General features: G+C 70.1%; 17 protein-coding genes. 5 read left to right on the top strand and 12 right to left on the bottom strand.

The annotated features are described in order from the left end of the window. Positions 1–3: 3 nt before the first annotated feature. The 5 genes from GGR64_RS02710 to GGR64_RS02690 form a co-directional block, all read right to left on the bottom strand. Positions 4–606, bottom strand: a complete 603-nt coding sequence (locus GGR64_RS02710; protein WP_184643785.1) for an HAD family hydrolase — start codon at positions 604–606, stop codon at positions 4–6. 96 nt (positions 607–702) lie between these two features. Continuing rightward, on the bottom strand, positions 703–2,766 hold the full coding sequence (gene metG, locus GGR64_RS02705) for a methionine--tRNA ligase (protein WP_184643783.1): 2,064 nt from the start codon (positions 2,764–2,766) through the stop codon (positions 703–705). A gap of 221 nt (positions 2,767–2,987) precedes the next feature. Then, on the bottom strand, positions 2,988–3,440 hold the full coding sequence (locus GGR64_RS02700; RefSeq protein WP_017910211.1) for a DUF2147 domain-containing protein: 453 nt from the start codon (positions 3,438–3,440) through the stop codon (positions 2,988–2,990). A gap of 127 nt (positions 3,441–3,567) precedes the next feature. After that, positions 3,568–3,963: a VOC family protein gene (locus GGR64_RS02695; protein ID WP_160968266.1), complete on the bottom strand. Its 396-nt coding sequence runs from the start codon at positions 3,961–3,963 to the stop codon at positions 3,568–3,570. Then, a complete protein-coding gene (locus tag GGR64_RS02690; RefSeq protein WP_184449213.1) occupies positions 3,960–4,325 on the bottom strand; it encodes a VOC family protein in 366 nt (121 codons plus the stop codon). The genes GGR64_RS02695 and GGR64_RS02690 overlap by 4 nt, the downstream gene beginning before the upstream one ends. 115 nt (positions 4,326–4,440) lie before the next feature. On the opposite strand from GGR64_RS02690, the gene mmuM reads away from it, so the two are divergent. Then, the gene (mmuM, locus tag GGR64_RS02685; RefSeq protein WP_160968270.1) at positions 4,441–5,379 is read left to right on the top strand and encodes a homocysteine S-methyltransferase; all 939 of its coding nucleotides are present in this window, start codon (positions 4,441–4,443) and stop codon (positions 5,377–5,379) included. 536 nt (positions 5,380–5,915) lie between these two features. On the opposite strand, the gene GGR64_RS02680 is transcribed toward mmuM, so the two are convergent. From GGR64_RS02680 to trxA, 7 genes are all read right to left on the bottom strand, one after another. Beyond that, a complete protein-coding gene (locus GGR64_RS02680; protein ID WP_160968272.1) occupies positions 5,916–7,790 on the bottom strand; it encodes a DUF885 family protein in 1,875 nt (624 codons plus the stop codon). Positions 7,791–7,990: 200 nt separating this feature from the next. After that, positions 7,991–8,764, bottom strand: a complete 774-nt coding sequence (locus GGR64_RS02675; RefSeq protein WP_184643781.1) for a queuosine precursor transporter — start codon at positions 8,762–8,764, stop codon at positions 7,991–7,993. A gap of 5 nt (positions 8,765–8,769) precedes the next feature. Next, positions 8,770–9,447, bottom strand: a complete 678-nt coding sequence (locus tag GGR64_RS02670; RefSeq protein WP_184643779.1) for a DUF502 domain-containing protein — start codon at positions 9,445–9,447, stop codon at positions 8,770–8,772. A gap of 210 nt (positions 9,448–9,657) precedes the next feature. Beyond that, positions 9,658–10,107, bottom strand: a complete 450-nt coding sequence (locus tag GGR64_RS02665) for a DUF4442 domain-containing protein (RefSeq protein WP_184643777.1) — start codon at positions 10,105–10,107, stop codon at positions 9,658–9,660. Further along, complete coding sequence (locus GGR64_RS02660) at positions 10,104–11,774, bottom strand: CHASE2 domain-containing protein (protein ID WP_184643775.1); 1,671 nt, start codon at positions 11,772–11,774, stop codon at positions 10,104–10,106. The genes GGR64_RS02665 and GGR64_RS02660 overlap by 4 nt, the downstream gene beginning before the upstream one ends. Next, complete coding sequence (locus GGR64_RS02655; RefSeq protein WP_326520297.1) at positions 11,771–13,447, bottom strand: FecR domain-containing protein; 1,677 nt, start codon at positions 13,445–13,447, stop codon at positions 11,771–11,773. The genes GGR64_RS02660 and GGR64_RS02655 overlap by 4 nt, the downstream gene beginning before the upstream one ends. A gap of 155 nt (positions 13,448–13,602) precedes the next feature. After that, on the bottom strand, positions 13,603–14,463 hold the full coding sequence (trxA, locus tag GGR64_RS02650; RefSeq protein ID WP_184643773.1) for a thioredoxin: 861 nt from the start codon (positions 14,461–14,463) through the stop codon (positions 13,603–13,605). Positions 14,464–14,617: 154 nt separating this feature from the next. On the opposite strand from trxA, the gene GGR64_RS02645 reads away from it, so the two are divergent. The 4 genes from GGR64_RS02645 (at position 14,618) to holA (ending at position 19,947) form a co-directional block, all read left to right on the top strand. After that, positions 14,618–15,241, top strand: coding sequence for a DUF998 domain-containing protein (locus tag GGR64_RS02645; RefSeq protein ID WP_184643771.1), 624 nt, complete (start codon positions 14,618–14,620; stop codon positions 15,239–15,241). A 221-nt stretch (positions 15,242–15,462) separates the two neighbouring features. Beyond that, positions 15,463–18,105, top strand: coding sequence for a leucine--tRNA ligase (gene leuS / locus GGR64_RS02640; RefSeq protein WP_184643769.1), 2,643 nt, complete (start codon positions 15,463–15,465; stop codon positions 18,103–18,105). 124 nt (positions 18,106–18,229) lie between these two features. Continuing rightward, positions 18,230–18,829 (top strand): LPS assembly lipoprotein LptE, encoded by a 600-nt coding sequence (gene lptE / locus GGR64_RS02635; RefSeq protein ID WP_160968286.1) that lies wholly within the window; start codon positions 18,230–18,232, stop codon positions 18,827–18,829. An 83-nt stretch (positions 18,830–18,912) separates the two neighbouring features. Beyond that, on the top strand, positions 18,913–19,947 hold the full coding sequence (holA, locus tag GGR64_RS02630) for a DNA polymerase III subunit delta (RefSeq protein WP_184643767.1): 1,035 nt from the start codon (positions 18,913–18,915) through the stop codon (positions 19,945–19,947). Positions 19,948–20,013 lie beyond the last annotated feature (66 nt).

Below are 20,013 nucleotides of genomic sequence, written 5' to 3'. Positions count from 1 at the left end.
GGCTCAGGCGATCCGGCGCCCGCGGTACCAGCGCTCGTGCGCCAGCGCCAGCATGGGCCGATCCTCGCGGCTGTCGCCATACGCGTAGATGCGCCGATAGGTGCTCAGGTCGTATTGCACGCGGATCAGCGCGGCCTTGCGCGGCCCGCAGTCGCCGTGGCGATAGCGGCCGGTCAGGCGCCCGTCCTGCACTTCCAGGCGATTGCAGATCAGGTGCAGCCCATGCTGCTTGCACCAGGGCTGCAGATACAGATCCAGCGAACCCGAGACCAGCGCCACGGCATGCCCCTGGTCCTGGTGCCAGGCGATCCGCTGCATCATCTCCGGCCGCAACAGCGACGGCAGCGCCTCCCGCGCGTAGTGCTCGGCCTGACGGGTGATGTCGTCCGCGTCGCGTCCGGCGAACACCAGCCGGGTGACCCGCGTGCGCAGCGCCGCCGCCGACACCAGGCCCAGCCGATAGCCGGCCAGCCAGGGCCCGACCGTCCAGCGCGCCCGTGCCTGCTGCGCCGGCGTGGCCACACGGCGCAGGAACCCCGAATAGGTATCGGCGGTGGTGACCGTGTGGTCGAAGTCGAAGAGCGCGAGGGCGCTGGGATTCGGCATTTGGGATTAGGGATTCGCAACAGCAGTTCATGGGCTCGACTGGGCCGAGGGTGTGCGCTCAACCAATCCCCAATCCCGACTCCCGAATCCCGGCCGTCACCGCACCGGCATGCCCGGTTGCGCGCCGCTGTCGGCGTCGAGCAGGGCCAGGGAACCGCCGTCGAAGCCCGCCGACAGGATCATGCCCTCGCTGAGGCCGAAGCGCATCTTGCGCGGGGCCAGGTTGGCGATGAACACCACGTTGCGGCCGACCAGCTTGTCCGGCTCGCCGTAGCTGCCGCGGATGCCGGAGAAGATCTGGCGCTTGCCCAGCTCGCCGGCATCCAGTTCGAAGCGCAGCAGCTTGTCCGAGCCTTCGACGAACTCGCAGGCCAGCACCTTGCCGATGCGCAGGTCGAGCTTGGCGAAGTCGTCGATGCCGATGACGCCGGGATTCGGGAGCGGGGATTGGGGATTGGTGGCGGCCTTTGCTTCCTGTTTGGCGGCAGGGGCCGCGGCGGCCGGGGCGGGGGCGAGGGTGTCCTTGGAGGCGTCGGTCATGGCGTCGAGCAGTTTCGGGTCGATACGGGTGAACAAGGGGGTGTAGGGCTGGATCACGTGCGCCAGCAGCGGCGCCTGCAGGTCGTCCCAGGCGCCGAGCGGGGCCGACAGGAACGCCTCGGCTTCGGCGCAGGTGCGCGGCAGCACCGGCTTGAGCGCGGCGGCCAGTACCCGGAACAGGTTCAGCCCCTGCGTGCACACCGCCTGCAGGTGCGCCCCGGCGCCGTCCTGCTTGGCCAGCACCCAGGGTTTGTGTTCGTCGATGTACTTGTTGGCCTCGTCGGCCAGGGCCATGGTCTGGCGGATCGCGCTGGCCGGGTCGTTGCGCTCGTAGGCGTCGCGGATCGGCGCCAGCGCGGCGACGAAGCGCGTGTACTGCGCCGGGTCCGGCAGCGCGTCGGCGAGCTTGCCGGCGAAGCGCTTGTCGATGAAGCCGGCGCAGCGGCTGGCCAGGTTGACGAACTTGCCGACCAGGTCCGCATTGACCCGCGCCACGAAGTCGCCCAGGTTCAGGTCGAGATCGTCGACGCCGCCGGACGACTTGGCAGCGAAGTAGTAACGCAACGCTTCCGGCTCCAGGCCCACGTCCAGGTAGGTGCGGGCCATGACGAAGGTGCCGCGCGACTTGGACATCTTGGCGCCGTCGACGGTCAGGTAGCCGTTGACGTGCAGCCGGGTCGGCGCGCGGTGGCCGGTGCCGTGCAGCACCGCCGGCCAGAACAGGCCGTGGAAGTTGACGATGTCCTTGCCGATGAAGTGGTGCAGCTCGGTGGCGGTGCCGGCGGCCAGGTGCGGCTCGAACGCTTCGCCCAGGCTCGCGCACAGGGTCTGGAAGCTGCTCAGGTAGCCGATCGGCGCGTCCAGCCACACGTAGAAATACTTGCCCGGCTGGCCGGGAATCTGGAAGCCGAAGTACGGCGCGTCTCGGGAGATGTCCCAGGCGCGCAGGCCGCCTTCGCTGTCCAGCCATTCCATCAACTTGGCCTTGACCCCGGGCAGGGCGACGTCGCCGGCCAGCCACTGCCGCAGGAAGCCGTCGAAGCGGCCGACCTCGAAGAAGAAGTGCTCCGAATCGCGCAGCTCCGGCGTGGCGCCGGAGATCACCGACTTCGGTTCCTTCAGTTCGGTCGGGGAATAGGTGGCGCCGCAGACCTCGCAGTTGTCGCCGTACTGGTCGGCGCTGCCGCAGTTCGGGCAGATGCCCTTGATGTAGCGGTCGGGCAGGAACATGCCCTTGGCCGGGTCGTAGAACTGCGCCACCGAGCGCCGCGCGATGTGGCCGCCGGCGTCGAGCTTGGCGTAGAACGCCTCGGTCAGGGCGCGGTTGGCGGCCGAGTTGGTCGAGTCGTAGTGGTCGAAGGCCACGCCGAACGCGGCGAAGTCGCGCTCGTGGCTGGCCTGGATGGCGGCGATGAAGCTTTCCGGGGTGACCCCGGCCTTCTCCGCGGCCAGCATGATCGGCGTGCCGTGCGTGTCGTCGGCGCACACGAACCAGGTACGGTCGCCGCGCAGCCGCCGCGCGCGCACCCAGATGTCGGCCTGGATGTAGCCGACCAGATGCCCCAGATGCAGCGGTCCGTTGGCATAGGGCAGGGCGGTGGTGACGAGAGCGGTGGTCATGGCGGCCGGCGATGCTGGGGGCCGGGGATTATTGCATGGAGCCGGGATTCGGGATTGGGGAGTCGGGATTGGTCAAGCGCTTGGTCGGCGCCTGCAAATCCGCGCGCCCAGTAAAAAGGCGCCTGTGCAGGCGCCTTCAATAGAGTGCTTGCAGAACGGAAATCAGGCAGCGGCACCCCTTCTGCGAATCCCCAATCCCGACTTCCGAATCCCGGCTTCTGTCACTCCCTGATCCAGGTCTGCGTCCGGCCCAGCGCTTCGATGCCGATGTAGCCGCGCATCTGCAGCTTCTTGCCGCCGTCGGTGAGGGTGACCTTGGCCTTGTAGGTCTTGCCCTTGGCCGGGTCCAGCACCGAGCCGCCGTCCCACACCGCCGTGCCGTCGGGCTTGAGGCCCCACAGGATGGTCATGCCCTTGATCGGCTTGCCCTTGCGCTCGCCGTCGCACTTGTCGCACATCGGGTTCGGGCCGTGGTTGGACTGCAGGATCTCGACCACCTTGCCGCTCAGCGTGCCGTTGGCGGCCTGTTCGATCTGCACGATCGACTTGGGCTTGCCGGTTTCGTCGTCGATGGTCTGCCAGCGGCCGACCGGCGAGGTGTCGGCGGCGTGCGCCATGAATGCCGCCGCGCTCAGCGGCAGGGCCAGCATCAGGGTCTTGAAGGTCGTGCGCATGTTCCCCTCCCGAGGGATGTTCGGTGCGGCCGGCGCGATAGCCAGCCTGATCCGACTGTATACCCAAGCGTATGGTGCTGGGAATCCGCACTGCGGCATGCGGTTCAGCGTGGCCGGCGGCAGGCGTTCAGCCGCGCTCGTACAGTTCCAGTGGCAGGTCGTCGGGGTCGGCGAAGAAGGTGAAGCGGCGGCCGGTGTACGCGTCCATGCGGATCGGTTCGACCTCCACGCCGTGTGTGTGCAGGTGCGCGACGGCCGCATCCAGGTCGCGCACGCGCAGCGCCAGGTGGCGCAGCCCGCAGGCCTCCGGACGGCTGGGTCGCGGTGGTGGCGCAGGGAAGGAGAACAGTTCGAGTTGGCTGCCATCGGGCAGGGCCAGGTCCAGCTTCCAGGAGTCGCGCGCGTCGCGGTAGACCTCGGCGATCACCGGCAGGCCCAGGATGCGGCTATAGAAGTCCTTGGAGCGCGCGTAGTCGGAGGCGATGATCGCCACGTGGTGCAGGCCGTCCAGGGTCAGGCTCATCGGCACAGCGCCTGGCCGAACTGCAGCAGATGGCCGTCCGGATCGCGGAGCGCGAACTCGCGCATGCCGTAGGCGAAGTCTTGCAGCGGATAGACGATGCGCCCATGTGGCTGCAGCCGCTGCCACCAGGCATCGACCTCGTCGGTGCGGAAGTACAGCGAGGAGGCAGTGCTGGCAGCGGTGGTGTCGGCCTCGGTGTGTTGCGCGGCCAGCATCAGTGCCAGCGGGCCGTGCCGCAGCGACACCCAGCCCGTCGCCACCGCGCCACCGTCGAGGCGAAACGCCAGCGTATCGGTATAGAACGCCAGCGCCGTAGCCAGGTCGGCGCAGCGCAACATCGGGGTCAGTGCAGTGAAGGTCATGGCTTGAGCCGGTGCGAGCGAAATCGAGCGATCCATCTGCGGAGGATAGCGCAGCGTCGCGACCGCATCGCTGTCGTCTGCGACACTGCGCATTCCGTCGCTGCGAGGCCGCGCCATGCCGCACAACCCGCTCGCCGCGCTGCTGGCCGAGGACCGGTGCCTGGTGCTCGATGGCGCGTTGGCCACCGAACTGGAACGGCGCGGCTGCGATCTGCGCGATCCGCTGTGGTCGGCGAAGATCCTATTGGAACAGCCGGACCTGATCCGCCAGGTGCATCAGGACTATTTCGCCGCCGGCGCGCAGTGCGCGATCACCGCCAGCTACCAGGCCACGCCGCAGGGCTTCGCCGCGCGCGGGATCGACCTCGCGCAATCGCAGCGCCTGATCGCGCGCAGCGTGGAACTGGCACAGCAGGCGCGGCAGGCGCATCTCGCGCGGCATCCGCAGGCGGGCACCTTGCTGATCGCCGGCTCGGTCGGTCCGTACGGCGCCTTCCTGGCCAACGGCGCGGAGTATCGCGGCGACTACGTGCTGGCGCCGGCGCGGATGCGTGAGTTCCACCGCCCGCGCATCGCCGCCCTGGTTGCGGCCGGCGTGGATCTGCTGGCCTGCGAAACGCAACCGTCGCTGGCGGAAATGGCAGCGTTGCTGCAGGTGCTGGAAGAATTTCCACAGATTGTCGCCTGGTTCGCCGGCACCTTGCGCGATGCTGCGCATCTCAGCGATGGCACGCCCTTGCGCGAGGCGGTGGCGTTGCTCGACGGGCACCCGCAGGTGGTCGCGCTCGGCGTCAATTGCGTCGCGCCATCGCTCGCCACCGCAGCGTTGCGCCAGCTGGGGACGCTGGCGCGGTTGCCGCTGGTGGTGTATCCGAACGCGGGCGAACACTACGACGCCGAGCGTAAATGCTGGCAGGCCGACAGTGCCGATGCCGGCACCCTGGCCGACCACCTCTCCGACTGGCGTGTGGCTGGCGCTCGCCTGATCGGTGGTTGTTGTCGCACTACGCCGCAGGACATCGCGCAGCTGGCGCGGGGTTTGGCATCGGTGTAGCGATGAGGCCGGTTATCTCGTACTTGACCGCACGACGTCTTCGCTGGTGGTTCAGCGGATGTCGGGGCTGGTCAGTCGCCTCCGGCTTTTGTAGGAGGGACTTCAGTACTGACGCGTTGCAGTGAAAGGCGTCGGGACTGAAGTCCCTCCCACAAGTGGGTTCATGCGCGCCCAATGCCCTGATGGAACTGGCGTGCTGTCCGCACCGAGTGGGATGGGAGCAACGGGAGGGCGATAGCACTAAACGAACGTCGTTGCAGTTCCTGCCGCTGTCGCGGTGCGATTTCAGCGGCTCGGCATGCCGGGGATTGCACTGTGGAAGGGACTTCAGTCCCGACGCGTGGTACTCAACGTCGCCGGGGCTGAAGCCCCTCCCACAATGGGGTATGCACCGTCGCCGGTGTGATGAAATTGGCGTGTTGTGTGGGTCAACCGCGACCAGGCATGACCGCGTGCCCGGTCGCGGCTGAAGCCGCTCCTACAAAAATCCCGCGACGTTTCAGGTCGCATGTTCCGCGGGAGGAGCGGCCTCCCGCTCACCCCTTCTTGCTCGCCACCCAGCGCTCGATCTTTTCCTGCAGGACGTTCAGCGGCACCGAGCCGTCCTTCAGCACTTCGGCATGGAATTCGCGGATGTCGAACTTGGCGCCGAGTTGCGCGCGGGCGTAGTCGCGCAGCTGCATGATCTTCATCTCGCCGATCTTGTAGGACAGCGCCTGGCCGGGGATGGCCATGTAGCGCTCGGCCTCGGCTTCGGCATCGGTGCGGCTGGTGGCCGAGTTCTGCAGCATGTAATCGATCACCTGCTCGCGGGTCCAGCCCTTGCTGTGTACGCCGGTGTCCACCACCAGGCGGATCGCGCGCCACAGCTCGTTCTGCAGGTAGCCGAAATAGTTGTACGGATCCTGGTACAGGCCCAGGTCCTTGCCCAGCGATTCGGCATACAGGCCCCAGCCTTCGATGAAGGCGGTCTCGCCGCCGAAGCGGCGGAACTTGGGCAGGTTGGTCAGCTCCTGCTGCAGGCCGAGCTGGAAGTGGTGGCCGGGAATGGCCTCGTGCAGGTACAGGTCTTCCGCATCCCAGGTCTTGCGGCTGGGCAGGTCGTAGGTGTTGACGTAGAAGATGCCGGGGCGGCCGTCCTCGCTGGAGCGCATGTACGAGCCGCTGGCGGCCGACTGCGCGCGGTACGGTTCGACCGGGCGGATCTCGAACGCGGCCTTGGGCTTGAGCGAGAACATGCGCGGCACCGCCGCGTCGACCCGGCCTTCCAGGCCGCGATAATAGGTCAGCAGCTCGTCTTCGCTCTTGAAGGCGAAGCGCTTGTCGGTCTGCATGAACTTGAAGAACTTCTGCATCGAGCCGCGGAAGCGCACCTGCTTCATCACCGCCTGGATCTGGCCCTGGATGCGCGCCACCTCGTCCAGGCCGATCTGGTGGATCTGCGCGGGGGTCAGGTCGGTGGTGGTGCTTTGGCGCACGTTCCAGGCGTACCAGGCATCGCCGCCGGGCAGGGCGCCGACACCGGCGGTGGTGCGCGTGGCCGGCAGGTACTCGGTGGCGATGAAGCCGCGCAGGGAGCGGTAGGCGGGCATGATCCGGTATTCGATCAGGCGCTTGTACTCGGCGGTGATGCGCTGCTTCTCGGCCTCGGGGATGTCCGCCGGCAGGTTGCGCACCGGACCCCAGAACAGGCTCTCCTCGGCGGTCGGCTTGATGATCGCATCCAGCTGCGGCAGCACCTTCTCCATCAGCGCGCGCGGCTGCACCACGCCGGCCTTCATGCCTTCGCGCATGTTGGCGATGGCCTGGTCGAACAGTGCCGGGATGCCGAGCGCGCGCCGCGACCAGTTGTCGTAGTCCTTGACCGTGCGGAACGGCTGCGCGCCGGTGCCCGAGCCGAGCATCACCATGATGCTGCCGACGTTGTAGAACTGGTTCACCGGCTGCATCCAGCTCGGGTACTTCTCCGCCTCCAGCGCATTGCGCGCGTCGCCGACGAAGATCTCGTAGCTGAGCAGGTCCTGGCCGCTGAGACCGTCCTTGCCGATCGCCTCGGCCTTGCCCAGCCACTCCACGGTGAAGTCGTGCGACTGCTGGCGGAACGCGGCCGAGAGGAAGTTCGGCAACTGGTCGTTGTAGCGGCTGTCGCCCTGGAAGGTGGCCTGCAGCGGGTTGAGCTTGAGCGAGGCTTCCCAGTAATCGTCGTACAGCCGGTTCAACTGCTGCGCCTTGGTCAGCACCACCGGAGCCGGCGCCGGCCGCGCCTTGCGGGCCTTGCTCGCCTTGGCGCGGGTCTGCGCGGTGGTCTGCTTGGTGGTCTTCTTCTTGGCCGCGTCCGCCGGGGCCGCCAGCGACAGGCTCAGGGCGGTAGCGATGGCGAGGGACAGCAGGCGGGAAAAGCGGGGCGGCATTGCGGGCTCCAACGACAAGCGAGCGAGGAGCTTGCCCGATCCGCACCGCGGAGGCCACCCGTACCGCGTCCCCGCCGGCGCCCGCGGCCCCGGCCGCCGGTCGCTGCCACGCCATCGCGGGCCAGGCGGTGCCGACGTCTGCGGCGCTGCACGACGGCCGCGCGCAAGAGCATGCGGCGCGCTCGCGCGTGTGCCGGCGTTCAGTCGGCGGCGGCTTCCTCGCGCAGTTGTTCGGCGCGCTCGGGGGTCAGGTAGTCGGTGATCAGCCGGCGCATCAGGTACAGCAACGGGATCAGCAGCACCGCCAGCAGCATCTTGCAGATGTAGTTCAGCGTGCTCACCGCCAGGAACAGCTGCATCGACCAGTGCTGCGGACCGAGCACGAAGGCGATGTAGATCACCACGAAGCTGTCGATCAGCTGCGACACCGCGGTGGAGCCGGTGGCGCGCAGCCACACGTGTTTTTCGCCGGTCACGCTGCGGATGCGGTGGAACACCGCCACGTCGATCAGCTGGCCGGCCATGAACGCGACCAGCGAGCCGGCGATGGTCCACATGCCCTGGCCGAACACCGCGGCGAACGCGGCCTGGTAGTCGGGCACGCCCTGGTTCTGCGCCGCGGTGACCCAGAAGCCGGCCGGGGCCAGCGCGATCGCGGCGAACGCGAACAGAAAGCCATAGCCGATCAGCGCCACCGCCAGCCAGGAGATGAAGCGCACGCCGCGGCGGCCGAAGAACTCGTTGATGGTGTCGGTGAGGATGAACACCAGCGGCCACAGCAGGGTGCCGGCGGTGAAGTTCATCGAGCCGGTCTGCCCGAACAGGTTCCAGTTCAGCGGCGCGATGCCCAGGGTGTCTTCGAAGGCGAAGATCTTGACCCCGATGAACTCGGCCAGCGCGGCGTTGACGCAGAAGAACGCCGCCAGGGCGATGAACAGGCGGACGGCGCGATCGTCGAGCGTGCCGTGGCGCATGGGCGTCAGCGGTCCATGGTCCGGGTGAAGGGCACGCTCTCCGGCGCCACCGCACCGCCGGAGATGATGAAGCTCATGGCCTGGTCCACGCTCCAGTCGGTGGGCGTGAGCAGCTCCACCGGCACGATCTCCAGATAGCCGGAGGTCGGGTTGGGCGTGGTCGGCACGTACACCGCGGCCAGTTCGCGGCCGGTGCCCTGTTCCTTGATCACCCGCGTCACCAGGCCCACCGACTTCATGTCCCGGTGCGGGAAGTCGATCAGCACCACGCGCTGGGTGCTGCCGGGCTGGGTCTGCAGGATGTCCACCAGCTTGCGCACGCTGTCGTAGACCACGCTGGCCAGCGGGATGCGGCGCATCACCGCCTCGAACCAGCGCAACAGGCGCTGGCCGATCATGCGTCGGCTGAGGATGCCGACCAGCAGGATCACCGCCAGGGTGGCGATCAGGGCGATGGTGTTCTGCACCCATTGTGCGGTGGCCCAGCCCAGTTCGCGCGGGAACGAGGCGGCGATGCGGACCGACAGCGGCACCACCCAAGGGCTGCTGATGCCCGAGAGCAGCACGAACACGAACTTGACCACGACCCAGGTCAGCCAGATCGGCAGCAGGGTCAGCAGGCCGGTGAAGAACAGCCGTTGCAGGGACGGGCGCGTAGCGGGAGCGGGGAGATCGGGCGACATCCGCGTAGTGTAGCGGCGCGTGATGGCCGTTGGTGCGGCGCCGCATGGTCTCGCGGCGCGGCCGTGCAGCTGCGATTGGGCCGGGGCCCGCCCATGCGGCCCGCGTCGCGGCGCCGCGCACACTGACGGCGCGGTCGGTGTCGCATGCGCTATGTGTCCGCCTGCGCAGATGCGGCGCCGGCCTTGGCGAACCCGCGGGCGGCAGGCGCGCTAGCGCGGCGGCTTGCGCTTGACGTACAGCTGCTTGCGCACCCGCGCCACCACCTCGCCCTGCGCGTCGACGACGTCTGTCTCGAACCAGCGCAGATGCTTGTCGCCGCCGGCGGTGGCGGCGCGCAGGTCGTCCAGCAGCGCCTGGTCCAGGTCGAACTGCGCGCTGACCGTGCCGCGGCCCGGGCGCACGAACTCGATGCTGCCGGCCTTGTCCCAGACGTAGTAGTCGCGGCCCAGGTTCTGCATGGTCAGCAGCATCCAGAACGGATCGGTCATGGCGAACAGGCTGCCGCCGAAATGGGTGCCCACGTAGTTGCGGTTCCACGGGCGCATGCGCAGTTCGACCCGCGCGTGGCGATAGTCCGCGCTCAGCGCGGTCACATGGATGCCAGCGCACAGGAACGGCGGCCACAGGTTCAGGCCGAGGCGGAACAGCGATGGCTTCATGGTGCGGCGGTGGGCGGAACGGTGGGCGGCAGGTTACCAGACGCATGCGTATGGTGCTCCGCCGGGTCGTCGCTCAGCGCATAACCGTCGCGTCCGGCGCGCTTGGCGCGGTACAGCGCGGTGTCGGCCAGCTCGAAGAAGTCGCGCTCGCGGGTGTCCGCGGCGACGCAGGCGCTGTGCACGCCGAGGCTGGCGGTGATGGCGAGGCTGCCGTTGGGCGCGCGCAGCGACAGCCCGCGGATCTCCTCGACCAGCGCCGCGGCGATGCGGCCGGCATCGGCGGCATCGGTGGCGGGCAGGATCATGGCGAACTCGTCGCCGCCGAAGCGCACGGCGACCTCGCGCGGATGCCGCGCATGCCGCGCCACCGCGGCGGCCACCAGCTTCAGCGCGCGGTCGCCGGTGCGATGGCCCAGGGTGTCGTTGTAGCGCTTGAAATGATCCACATCGACGATGATCAGCGTCAGCGGCCGCCCGCTGCGCCGCGCCTCGTCCAGCGCCTGGGCGAAGGCATGTTCGAAGCCGTGGCGGTTGACCAGCCCTGTCAGGGCATCGCGATGGGCCTGACGGCGCCAGTGCGCCGCGTGCAGGCACAACTGGCCGGCCGCGACGACGGCCAGGGCGAGCAGGGCCGCTCCTGGCGCGAACCAGCGGCTGCTGAGCAGCAGCCACAGCAGGCTGCCGCCGGCGACCACCGCCATGCTCGCCAGGGGTGCCAGCCAGCGCCATCGGTGCCCGCCCGCGCAGTGCGTGCCCAGGCAGGCCAGCAGCACCAGCAGCGCGGACCCGGCCACCTGGGCAGTGCGCGACGACGGCAGGATCGGGTCGCCGCGCAACAGCATCGCCGCGACGTTGGCCTGGTATTCGGGCGCGCTCATCCAGCGCGCATCGGACATCGGCGTCATCACCCGCTGGCCCAGGCCGGTGGCGGTGACGCCGACGATCGCCAGGCGTCCGCCCAGCGACTGCAGCGGAATCCGGCCCTGTACGACGTCGACATAGGACACCTGCGCGAACGGTGCCGACGGCGCGGCGAAACGCAGGCCGACGTAGTCGGCGCGATGCCAGGCATAGGGTGCGTCGGTGGTGGCCGGCGCCGGCGGCAGCGCGCGGCCGGTGAGGGCCGCGGCCAATGCCGGCCAGTGCGCACCGCCGAGCCCGGCGCGCAGGTAGACGCCGCGCGCGACGCCGTCGGCATCGATCGCGATGTCGGTGTGCGCCAGCGCCGCCGCGGCGGTGGCGATGGCGGGGATCGGCAGCAGCTCCTGCGGCATGTCCGCGTCGCTGGCGCTGCCGATCACCGGCAGCACGGTGCGGCCGTTGCGCCGCAGTGCCGCGGCCAGGCGCGCATCGTCGTCCGGGTGTTGCTGGTCGGGTTCGCTGAACAGCAGGTCCAGCGCCACCCGCTCGGTGCCCGCTGCGCTGAGCCGGTCGAGCAGGCGCGCGTGCAGGTCGCGCCGCCATGGCCACTGGCCCAGCATCTGCAGGCTGCGGTCGTCGATCGCGATCAGCAGCAGGCGCGGATCGGCCGGACGCGGCGCCTGCGCGATCGTCGCGTCGTACAACGCGTTGTCCAGTCGCCCGGTGACGTCGCCCAGGCTCAGTGCCGCGGCCAGTGCGGCTGCGGCGAGCGCCACCAGCACGCGCCGCAGCAGCGCGGCGCTCACAACGCCAGCCATAGCAGCAGCGCACCGCCGGCCGTGCCGAGCTTGCAGTAGCGGCAGGGCAGGTCCAGCGTCTGCGGCGTCGAGAACGGCGCGGCCTCGCCATCCGCGTCTAGGGTCTGGATGCGTACGTACCAGGTGCCGCGGCGCGGCCGCGGCAGCGCGACCTGCGGCTGCGTCACGGTGCGCTCGAGCAGGCCGCGGCGGAACGCGGGATCGCGCGCCAACTGCACCCGGTAATGGCGCGCGTCCGGATCCGGCTGCCAGCGCAGGGTCAGCGTGCCGCGCTCGGCCTGCGCCGGCGCCAGGCCGGGATCGACCGGCGTATCGCTCAGATGCAGCGTCAGCGCCTGCCCGAACGGGCCTTGCCGGCCTTGCGCATCGCGCGAGGCGAGGCGCCAGAAGTAGGTGCCGGGCGGCAGTGGCTGCGGCGCGCGCAGATGGGTCGCGTCGGTCTCCTGCTCCAGCAGCAGGTCCTGGAACCGCGCATCGCGCGCCAGTTGCAGCACGCTGCTGCTTGCCTCCGGGTTGCGGGTCCAGGCAAAGCGCGGCCGCGCGATACGTAGCTGTTGCTCGTGCAGCGGTTGCACGGTCAGCGGCGGCAGCGGCGTGGCCGAGACCTGCAGCGGCTGCTCGGCGTCCTCGCCTTCCACGCCGGTGGCGGTGATGCCGCGCAGCAGCAGCCGCAGGTCGCCGGCCGGCAGCGCGTCCAGCGCCAGTGCGGTGGCCTCTGTTTCCTGGGCGAAGCGCAGCACCTCGCGTTGCTGCGCGTCCACCGCCTCGAGGCGGTAGCGGCTGGCGCCGGCCAGCGGCGCCCAGGCCAGCAGATAGGGCGGGCGTTTCAGATGGCTGTGCGCCAGGTCCAGGATCGGCGCCGGCAGCAGCGCTTCCTGCTGCGGCGCCGATCCGGTGGCGACCCGCGCCGCCTCGCCTGGCTGCAGCAGGCGCTGGCCGCCGTGGCCGCCGACGCGCACCGCGCCCTGCAGCACCTCGGTGCTGGCGAACGCGCTGCCGCTGCCGGCGCCGACCCGGAAGCGGGTGCCGCGCACGCTGCTGGTGCTGCTCGGGGTCTGGATGATGTAGCGCGAGGCGGGGCCGGTGGCGGGGATGACGTCGTTGCTGGTGCGGCCCTTCTCCAGCCGCACCCGGGTATCGACCATGCCGGTGGCGCCGTAGCGGACGAGCTGGTCGAAGCGCACCAGGCTGTTCTCACGCACCTGCATGCGCGAGCCGTCGGCGAACTGCACGGTCGCGCTGGCATCGGCGCCGGTCTGCAGGGCGCTGCCGATCGGCAGCGGCATGCCTTGCTGCGCCGATAGCGTCGCCTGGTCGGCGGTCTGCACGCTGATCTGTCCACGCAGGGCGACCAGCCGCGCCGGCGCCGGTTGCACGCGTAGCCAGGCGACCGGAAAACGCAGGCGCGATCCCGGCACCAGCCGCTGCGGATCGGCGACCTGGTTGTGCTGGCCCAACCGCGCCCAGTCCATGCCCGGACGCAGGTACAGCCTGCCGAGATCCCAGAGCGTGTCGCCGGGGCGCACCCGGTAGTGCCAGTCCTGCGCCAGCGCGTTGGGGGCGAACAGCAGGCCGACCCAGCACAGCAGGCCGCCCAGCCTGCGCGCGCCTGACCACGATGTGCGGGTGGGCGAGGCCATACGGCGATCGAACTGGTTCACGGCATACATCCGGCAAAAGATCAGGCCGGCGCTCCTGCGGGGCGGCAGGCAGCGTTCGTCCCTGATCGCGGCATCCTGGGGTCAGGCCGGGGCGCGTCCGTCCGTCGCAGTGGCTGGAGACGCCGTAGTCAGCCGCTGGACCTGAGATTGTAATCTCAGAACAGCAGGGCGGACATCTTGCGGCGATATTGCCCCACCAGGTCCTCGTCCTCGATGACGCGGAACGCGTCGATCAACGCCTTCTTCGGCAGGCCATCCTCGAACGCGCGGTCCTGGCGCAGCATCTCCAGGAACTGCTCCAGCGCGGCCGCGTCGTCGCCGCCGACCAGGTGGCGCACGCCCAGCAGGTAGCGCGCCTTCAGATCGGTCGGATCCTGCGCAAGCGTGGCCTGCAGCGTTTCCAGCGGCGGCGCGGCCTGCAGCGCGCCGACGAAGCCCAGTCGCGCCCGGGCGCGCACCGCGCGCTCGTCGGTGGCCAGGTTGGCCGGCAGCGCGTCGATCAGGGTCTCGGCCTCGGCGGCGTCGCCGATCTTGACCAGGGCCAGGGCCAGGTCGAGCTTCAGCTCGTCCTTGTCCGGTTCGGCTGCCACTGCTTCGCGCAGGCGCTGCACCTCGGCGTGCGGGTCCAGCGGCGCCGCCGGCACGTCTTCGGCCGGTTCCTGCGCCGCCAGCGGCGTGATCCCGTGCTGGGTCAGGAACTCGCGCAACTGGCCCTCGGGCAGGGCGCCGGGGAAGCCGTCGACCAGTTGCCCACCCTGGACCAGGAACACCGTCGGCACCGAGCGGATCTGGAACGCCGCGGCGATCTGCTGCTCCTGGTCCACGTCGACCTTGGCCAGCACGAAGCCGCCGTTGTACTCGGCCGCCAGCTTTTCCAGGATCGGGCTCAGGGTCTTGCACGGGCCGCACCAGGGCGCCCAGAAGTCCACCAGCACGGGGGTCTGCAACGAGCGTTGCAGCACCTCGGCTTCGAAGGTCTCGGTCTTGGCGTCGAAAACGTGGGGCGTATCGGACATGGGCGGCGTCATCGCAGGCGAGAGGACGCTCTGTATGGAGGCGCCGCGGCGCCGATGCAAGGGTGGCGGCACCGTGCCATGCGTGCCGGCGGCGGCCGCAGCGGCGACAATGCCCGGCTGTAGGCGCCATCGCGGCGCGAAAGGACGGTAGCGGATGGGCGACGTGAGCGAACGAGTGGTGCGCTGGATCGGGCCGCTGCTGGCGATAGCCGCGGTGGCGGCGATGCTGGGCTTTGGCGCGGTCCTCCCTGGGTATCTGCCGTGGTCGCATCCGCTGGCCTTGCTCGGCGCGCGCGGCATCCCGCATGCCTGGGCGTTCAACCTGCTGGCGTTCGTGCTGCCGGGGTGCCTGGCGATGGGGCTGGCGCTGCGGCTGCTGCGTCGTGCCGGCCGCCACGCGCCCTGGTCGCTGCGGGTCGGCGGGCAACTGCTGCTGTTGGCCGGCCTGGCCTTCGCCGGCATGGGCCTGCTGTCGCTGGACCCGACCGACCTGGAGGCGCGCGCGACCCAGTTGCATGCCAGCGCCTGGTTGCTGTGGGTGGTGGCGCTGGTGGCGGCCGCGGCCCTGCTGGGGCTGGGCGCGCGCCGCGATCCCGCCGCGCGCGGCTGGGCCGCGCTGGCGCTGATGGTGGCGCTGCTGGTCGCACTGGGTGCGTTCGCGCTGGACCGGCTGCTGTCGCCGGCGCTGGCGCAGCGGCTGGTGTTCCTGCTGTGGTGGGGCTGGCTGGCACTGCTGGCCTGCTCGCCGGGGCCGCAGGCCGTGCCGCGCCGCGGCTGACCCCGTCGGACTTGCGCAGTCGGCCGTGGAGGCAGGCTGCGGCAGGGCCGCTGCCGGCCTGTGCCGCCGCCTCGCCCATCGCGCTGCAGCCACGGTTCCGGCGCCTGCCGGAGGACGCCGGGGCATCCGGCGCCGCTGCCGTCCGTCGCCACGATTGGAGCCGCCTGCTGCGCTGCGGTACCCTTGCCCGCTTTGTTGCCGCCTGGCCCTTGCCCGTTTCCATGTCCGCCGTCGAGCCCACCGCCTACGACCCGCAGCAGGTCGAATCGTCCGCCCAGCAGTTCTGGGACGCCACCCGCGCCTTCGAGGTCGACGAGACCTCCGACAAGCCCAAGTTCTACTGCCTGTCGATGCTGCCGTACCCGTCCGGGGCGCTGCACATGGGCCACGTGCGCAACTACACCATCGGCGACGTGATCAGCCGCTACCAGCGCATGATCGGCAAGAACGTGCTGCAGCCGATGGGCTGGGACGCGTTCGGCCTGCCGGCGGAGAACGCCGCGATCAAGAACAAGACCGCGCCGGCGAAGTGGACCTACGCCAACATCGACCACATGCGCAGCCAGCTCAAGTCGCTGGGCTACGCCATCGACTGGTCGCGCGAGTTCGCCACCTGCCGGCCCGAGTACTACGTGCACGAGCAGCGCATGTTCACCCGGCTGATGCGCAAGGGCCTGGCCTACCGCCGCAATGCGGTGGTGAACTGGGACCCGATCGACCAGACCGTGCTGGCCAACGAGCAGGTCATCGACGGCCGCGGCTGGCGCTCCGGCGCGCTGGTGGAGAAGCGCGAGATCCCGCAGTGGTTCCTGCGCATCACCGACTACGCGCAGGAACTGCTGGACGGCCTGGATCAGCTGCCGGGCTGGCCGGAGTCGGTCAAGACCATGCAGCGCAACTGGATCGGCCGCTCCGAGGGCCTGGAGATCCAGTTCGACGTGCGCGACGCCGACGGTAGCGCGCTGGACCCGCTGCGCGTGTTCACCACGCGCCCGGACACGCTGATGGGCGTGACCTTCGTGTCCATCGCCAGCGAGCATCCGCTGGCGCTGCATGCGGCCAAATCCAATCCCGAGCTGGCCGCACTGCTGGCCGAGTTGAAGCAGGGCGGCGTCTCCGAGGCCGAACTGGAAACCCAGGAAAAGCGCGGCATGGCCACCGGCCTGACCGCGGTGCACCCGATCAGCGGCGAGCAGGTGCCGGTGTGGGTCGCCAACTTCGTGCTGATGGGCTACGGCACCGGCGCGGTGATGGCGGTGCCCGGCCACGACCAGCGCGATTTCGAATTCGCCAGCAAGTACGCCCTGCCGATCCGCCAGGTGATCGCGCTGAAGGCGCCGAAGAACGACGACGAGCGCAGCTACGACCCGACCCGCTGGCAGGACTGGTACGGCGACAAGACCCGCGAGCTGGAACTGGTCAATTCCGCCGAGTTCGACGGGCTGGACTTCCAGGGCGCGTTCGAGGCGCTGGCCGAGCGCTTCGAGCGCAAGGGCCAGGGCCAGCGCCGGGTCAACTACCGCCTGCGCGACTGGGGCGTCAGCCGCCAGCGCTACTGGGGCTGCCCGATCCCGGTGATCTACTGCCAAAGCTGTGGCGCGGTGCCGGTGCCGGAAGACCAGTTGCCGGTGCTGCTGCCGGAGAACGTGGCCCTGAGCGGCACCGGTTCGCCGCTGAAGACCGACCCGGAATGGCGCAAGACCACCTGCCCGCAGTGCGGCGCGGCGGCCGAGCGCGAGACCGACACCTTCGACACCTTCATGGAGTCGAGCTGGTACTACGCGCGCTATACCTCGCCCGGCGCCAAGGACATGGTCGACAAGCGCGGCAACTACTGGCTGCCGGTGGACCAGTACATCGGCGGCATCGAGCACGCGATCCTGCACCTGATGTATTTCCGCTTCTTCCACAAGCTGCTGCGCGACGCGCGCCTGGTGGACAGCGACGAGCCGGCCACCAACCTGCTGACCCAGGGCATGGTGATCGCCGAGACCTTCTACCGGCAGAACCCGGACGGCTCCAAGGACTGGATCAACCCGGCCGACGTGGACGTGCAGCGCGACGACAAGGCGCGGGTGATCGGCGCGGTGCACAAGGGCGACGGCCAGCCGGTGCTGATCGGCGGCACCGAGAAGATGTCCAAGTCCAAGAACAACGGCGTCGATCCGCAGGCGATGGTCGGCAAGTACGGCGCCGACACGGTGCGCCTGTTCTCGATGTTCGCCGCGCCGCCGGAGCAGTCGCTGGAGTGGAACGAGGCCGGCGTGGACGGCATGGCGCGGTTCCTGCGCCGGTTGTGGGCGCAGGTGCACAAGCACGTCGCCGACGGCGCCGCCCCGGCGCTGGACCCGGCCGCGCTGGACGCCGAGCACAAGGCGCTGCGGCGCAAGACCCACGAGACCATCGGCAAGGTCGCCGACGACTACGGCCGCCGCCACAGCTTCAACACCGCCATTGCCGCGGTGATGGAGCTGACCAATGCGCTCGCCAAGTTCGACGACACCAGCGCGCAGGGCCGCGCGGTGCGCCAGGAAGCGCTGGAAGCGGCGGTGCTGCTGCTCAACCCGATCACCCCGCACGCCAGCCACGCGCTGTGGCAGGCGCTGGGCCATGCGCCGACGCTGCTGGAGGACGTGCCGTTCCCGCAGCCGGACCCGGCCGCGCTGGTGCGCGACGCGGTGACCCTGGCGGTGCAGGTCAACGGCAAGCTGCGCGGCACCATCGAGGTCGGTGCCGACACCCCGCGCGAGCAGATCGAGGCGCTGGCCCAGGCCGAGCCGAATGCGGCCAAGTTCCTGGAAGGGCTGAGCATCCGCAAGATCATCATCGTGCCCGGCAAGATCGTGAACCTGGTGGCGGCGTGAGCCGGCGCGCCGCTCCGGTCGCGCCGCGGCTGCGCGGCGCGGCAGGTCTCAACCCGCGTTCACGCAGCGTGCGGCAGGCTAGCCGCCTGTTGCCGCGCCCAGCCGGCTCCTCCAGACTGTGTCCATGACCCGACTCCTGCTCGCTTTCGTCCTCGCGGCGTCCCTGACCGCCTGCGGTTTCCACCTGCGCAACAAGCTGACCCTGCCGGCCGACACGCCGTCGGTGAAGGTGGTGTCCTCGGCACCGTACAGCGAGCTGGCCAAGCTGCTCGAGCGCGGCCTGCGCGCGGCCGGCGCCGAGATCGCACCCAAGGACGTCAATACCGGCGTGGCCCGCCTGGAAGTGCTGTCCGAGCGCTGGGGCGACCTGCCGATCGCGCTCGACGCCGAGGGCCGTGCCCAGGAGTACAGCCTGCGCTACGCGGCGATCTTCGTGTTCCTGCGCGCCGACGGCAGCGTGCTGGTGCCGCAGCAGGTGATCGAACTGTCGCGCGACTACGTGTCGCCGCCGACCGATGCGACCGGTACCTCCACCGAGCGCGAGATCCTCGCCGACGAACTGCGCCGCGAGATGTCGGCGTCGATGCTGCGCCGGATCGACAGCGTGGTGCGGGCCCAGGTACGCGACGGCAAGGACGTCAACGCCGCGCCGCCGTCCACCGACGGCACGCCGGTCGAAGGGAAGCCGGTCGACGGCAAGCCGGCGACCACGCCGCAGCCTTGAGCGTCCGTCCGCTGCCATCGCCGCCGCCCCGCGCGGGTGCGCGGCGCTCGCCGCATGCGGCCGCCGCAGCGTAGGCTGTCGCCATGGAACTGCGTCCCGAACAACTCGCCACCCAGCCGGCATCGCAGCCGCTGCAGCCGGTCTACCTGATCGCCGGACCGGAAACCCTGCGTGTGCTCGAGGCGGCCGACGCGGTGCGCGCGCGCGCGCGCGCCGCCGGCATCAGTGAGCGCGAGGTGTTCGATGCCGACGGCCGCGATTTCGACTGGGGCCAGCTGTATTCCAGTTTCAATGCGCCCAGCCTGTTCAGCGCGCAACGCCTGATCGAGCTGCGCCTGCCCAGCGGCAAGCCCGGCAAGGAGGGCGGCGAGGTCATCGCTGCGTTCTGCGCCGACCCGCCGCCGGATGTGGTGCTGCTGATCACCTGCAACGAGTGGAGCAAGGCGCATCAGGGCAAGTGGGCCGACGCGGTCGGGCGCATCGGCACCATCGCCGTGGCCTGGGCGATCAAGCCGCACGAACTGGGCGACTGGATCGAGCGGCGCCTGCGCAGCAAGGGCCTGCGCGCCGATGCCGGCGCGGTGCAACGCCTGGCTGAGCGGGTGGAAGGCAACCTGCTGGCGGCGGCGCAGGAGATCGACAAGCTGGCCCTGCTGACCGACGGCCAGGGCCTGGACGTGGCGGCGATGGAGTCGCTGGTCGCCGATGCCGCGCGCTACGACGTGTTCCGCCTGGCCGAGGCCACGCTCGGCGGCCAAGCGCCGGCGGTGCGGCGCATGCTCGCCGGCCTGCGCGCCGAGGGCGAGGCAGTGGCCGCGTTGCTGCCGATCCTGATCAAGGAACTGCTGCGCACCGCCGCCCTGGCCAAGGTGCAGGCCGCCGGCGGCAACCTGGCGGCGGAGATGAAAGGGCAGGGCATCTGGGAATCGCGGCAGGCGCCGTTCAAGCGCGCCCTGCAGCGGCACGCCGAACCGCGCCGCTGGGAACGCTTCGCCGCCGAGGCCGGTCGCATCGACCGCATCGCCAAGGGCCGCGCCGACGGCGACGCCTGGATCGCCCTGGAGCGCCTGCTGCTGGCGATCGCCGAGGCGCGGGCGGTGCGGTTGTTGGTGGTATGACGGCTGGGATTGGGGAATTGGGATTGGGGATTGGCAACAGCGGCGATCCCGCGCAGGCGGCTGGTT

Source organism: Xanthomonas sp. 3307 (assembly GCF_014199735.1).
GTDB classification, from domain to species: Bacteria; Pseudomonadota; Gammaproteobacteria; order Xanthomonadales; family Xanthomonadaceae; genus Xanthomonas_A; species Xanthomonas_A rydalmerensis.
Note: the sequence above shows the minus strand (reverse complement) of the source record. Positions and strands in the feature narration are given on the sequence as shown.

Excerpts from the sequence above, each read along its gene's own strand:
- GGR64_RS02710 (WP_184643785.1), bottom strand. The coding sequence starts at position 606 with ATGCCGAATCCCAGCGCCCTCGCGCTCTTCGACTTCGACCACACGGTC.
- metG (WP_184643783.1), bottom strand. The coding sequence starts at position 2,766 with ATGACCACCGCTCTCGTCACCACCGCCCTGCCCTATGCCAACGGACCG.
- GGR64_RS02700 (WP_017910211.1), bottom strand. The coding sequence starts at position 3,440 with ATGCGCACGACCTTCAAGACCCTGATGCTGGCCCTGCCGCTGAGCGCG.
- GGR64_RS02695 (WP_160968266.1), bottom strand. The coding sequence starts at position 3,963 with ATGAGCCTGACCCTGGACGGCCTGCACCACGTGGCGATCATCGCCTCC.
- GGR64_RS02690 (WP_184449213.1), bottom strand. The coding sequence starts at position 4,325 with ATGACCTTCACTGCACTGACCCCGATGTTGCGCTGCGCCGACCTGGCT.
- mmuM (WP_160968270.1), top strand. The coding sequence starts at position 4,441 with ATGCCGCACAACCCGCTCGCCGCGCTGCTGGCCGAGGACCGGTGCCTG.
- GGR64_RS02680 (WP_160968272.1), bottom strand. The coding sequence starts at position 7,790 with ATGCCGCCCCGCTTTTCCCGCCTGCTGTCCCTCGCCATCGCTACCGCC.
- GGR64_RS02675 (WP_184643781.1), bottom strand. The coding sequence starts at position 8,764 with ATGCGCCACGGCACGCTCGACGATCGCGCCGTCCGCCTGTTCATCGCC.
- GGR64_RS02670 (WP_184643779.1), bottom strand. The coding sequence starts at position 9,447 with ATGTCGCCCGATCTCCCCGCTCCCGCTACGCGCCCGTCCCTGCAACGG.
- GGR64_RS02665 (WP_184643777.1), bottom strand. The coding sequence starts at position 10,107 with ATGAAGCCATCGCTGTTCCGCCTCGGCCTGAACCTGTGGCCGCCGTTC.
- trxA (WP_184643773.1), bottom strand. The coding sequence starts at position 14,463 with ATGTCCGATACGCCCCACGTTTTCGACGCCAAGACCGAGACCTTCGAA.
- GGR64_RS02645 (WP_184643771.1), top strand. The coding sequence starts at position 14,618 with ATGGGCGACGTGAGCGAACGAGTGGTGCGCTGGATCGGGCCGCTGCTG.
- leuS (WP_184643769.1), top strand. The coding sequence starts at position 15,463 with ATGTCCGCCGTCGAGCCCACCGCCTACGACCCGCAGCAGGTCGAATCG.
- lptE (WP_160968286.1), top strand. The coding sequence starts at position 18,230 with ATGACCCGACTCCTGCTCGCTTTCGTCCTCGCGGCGTCCCTGACCGCC.
- holA (WP_184643767.1), top strand. The coding sequence starts at position 18,913 with ATGGAACTGCGTCCCGAACAACTCGCCACCCAGCCGGCATCGCAGCCG.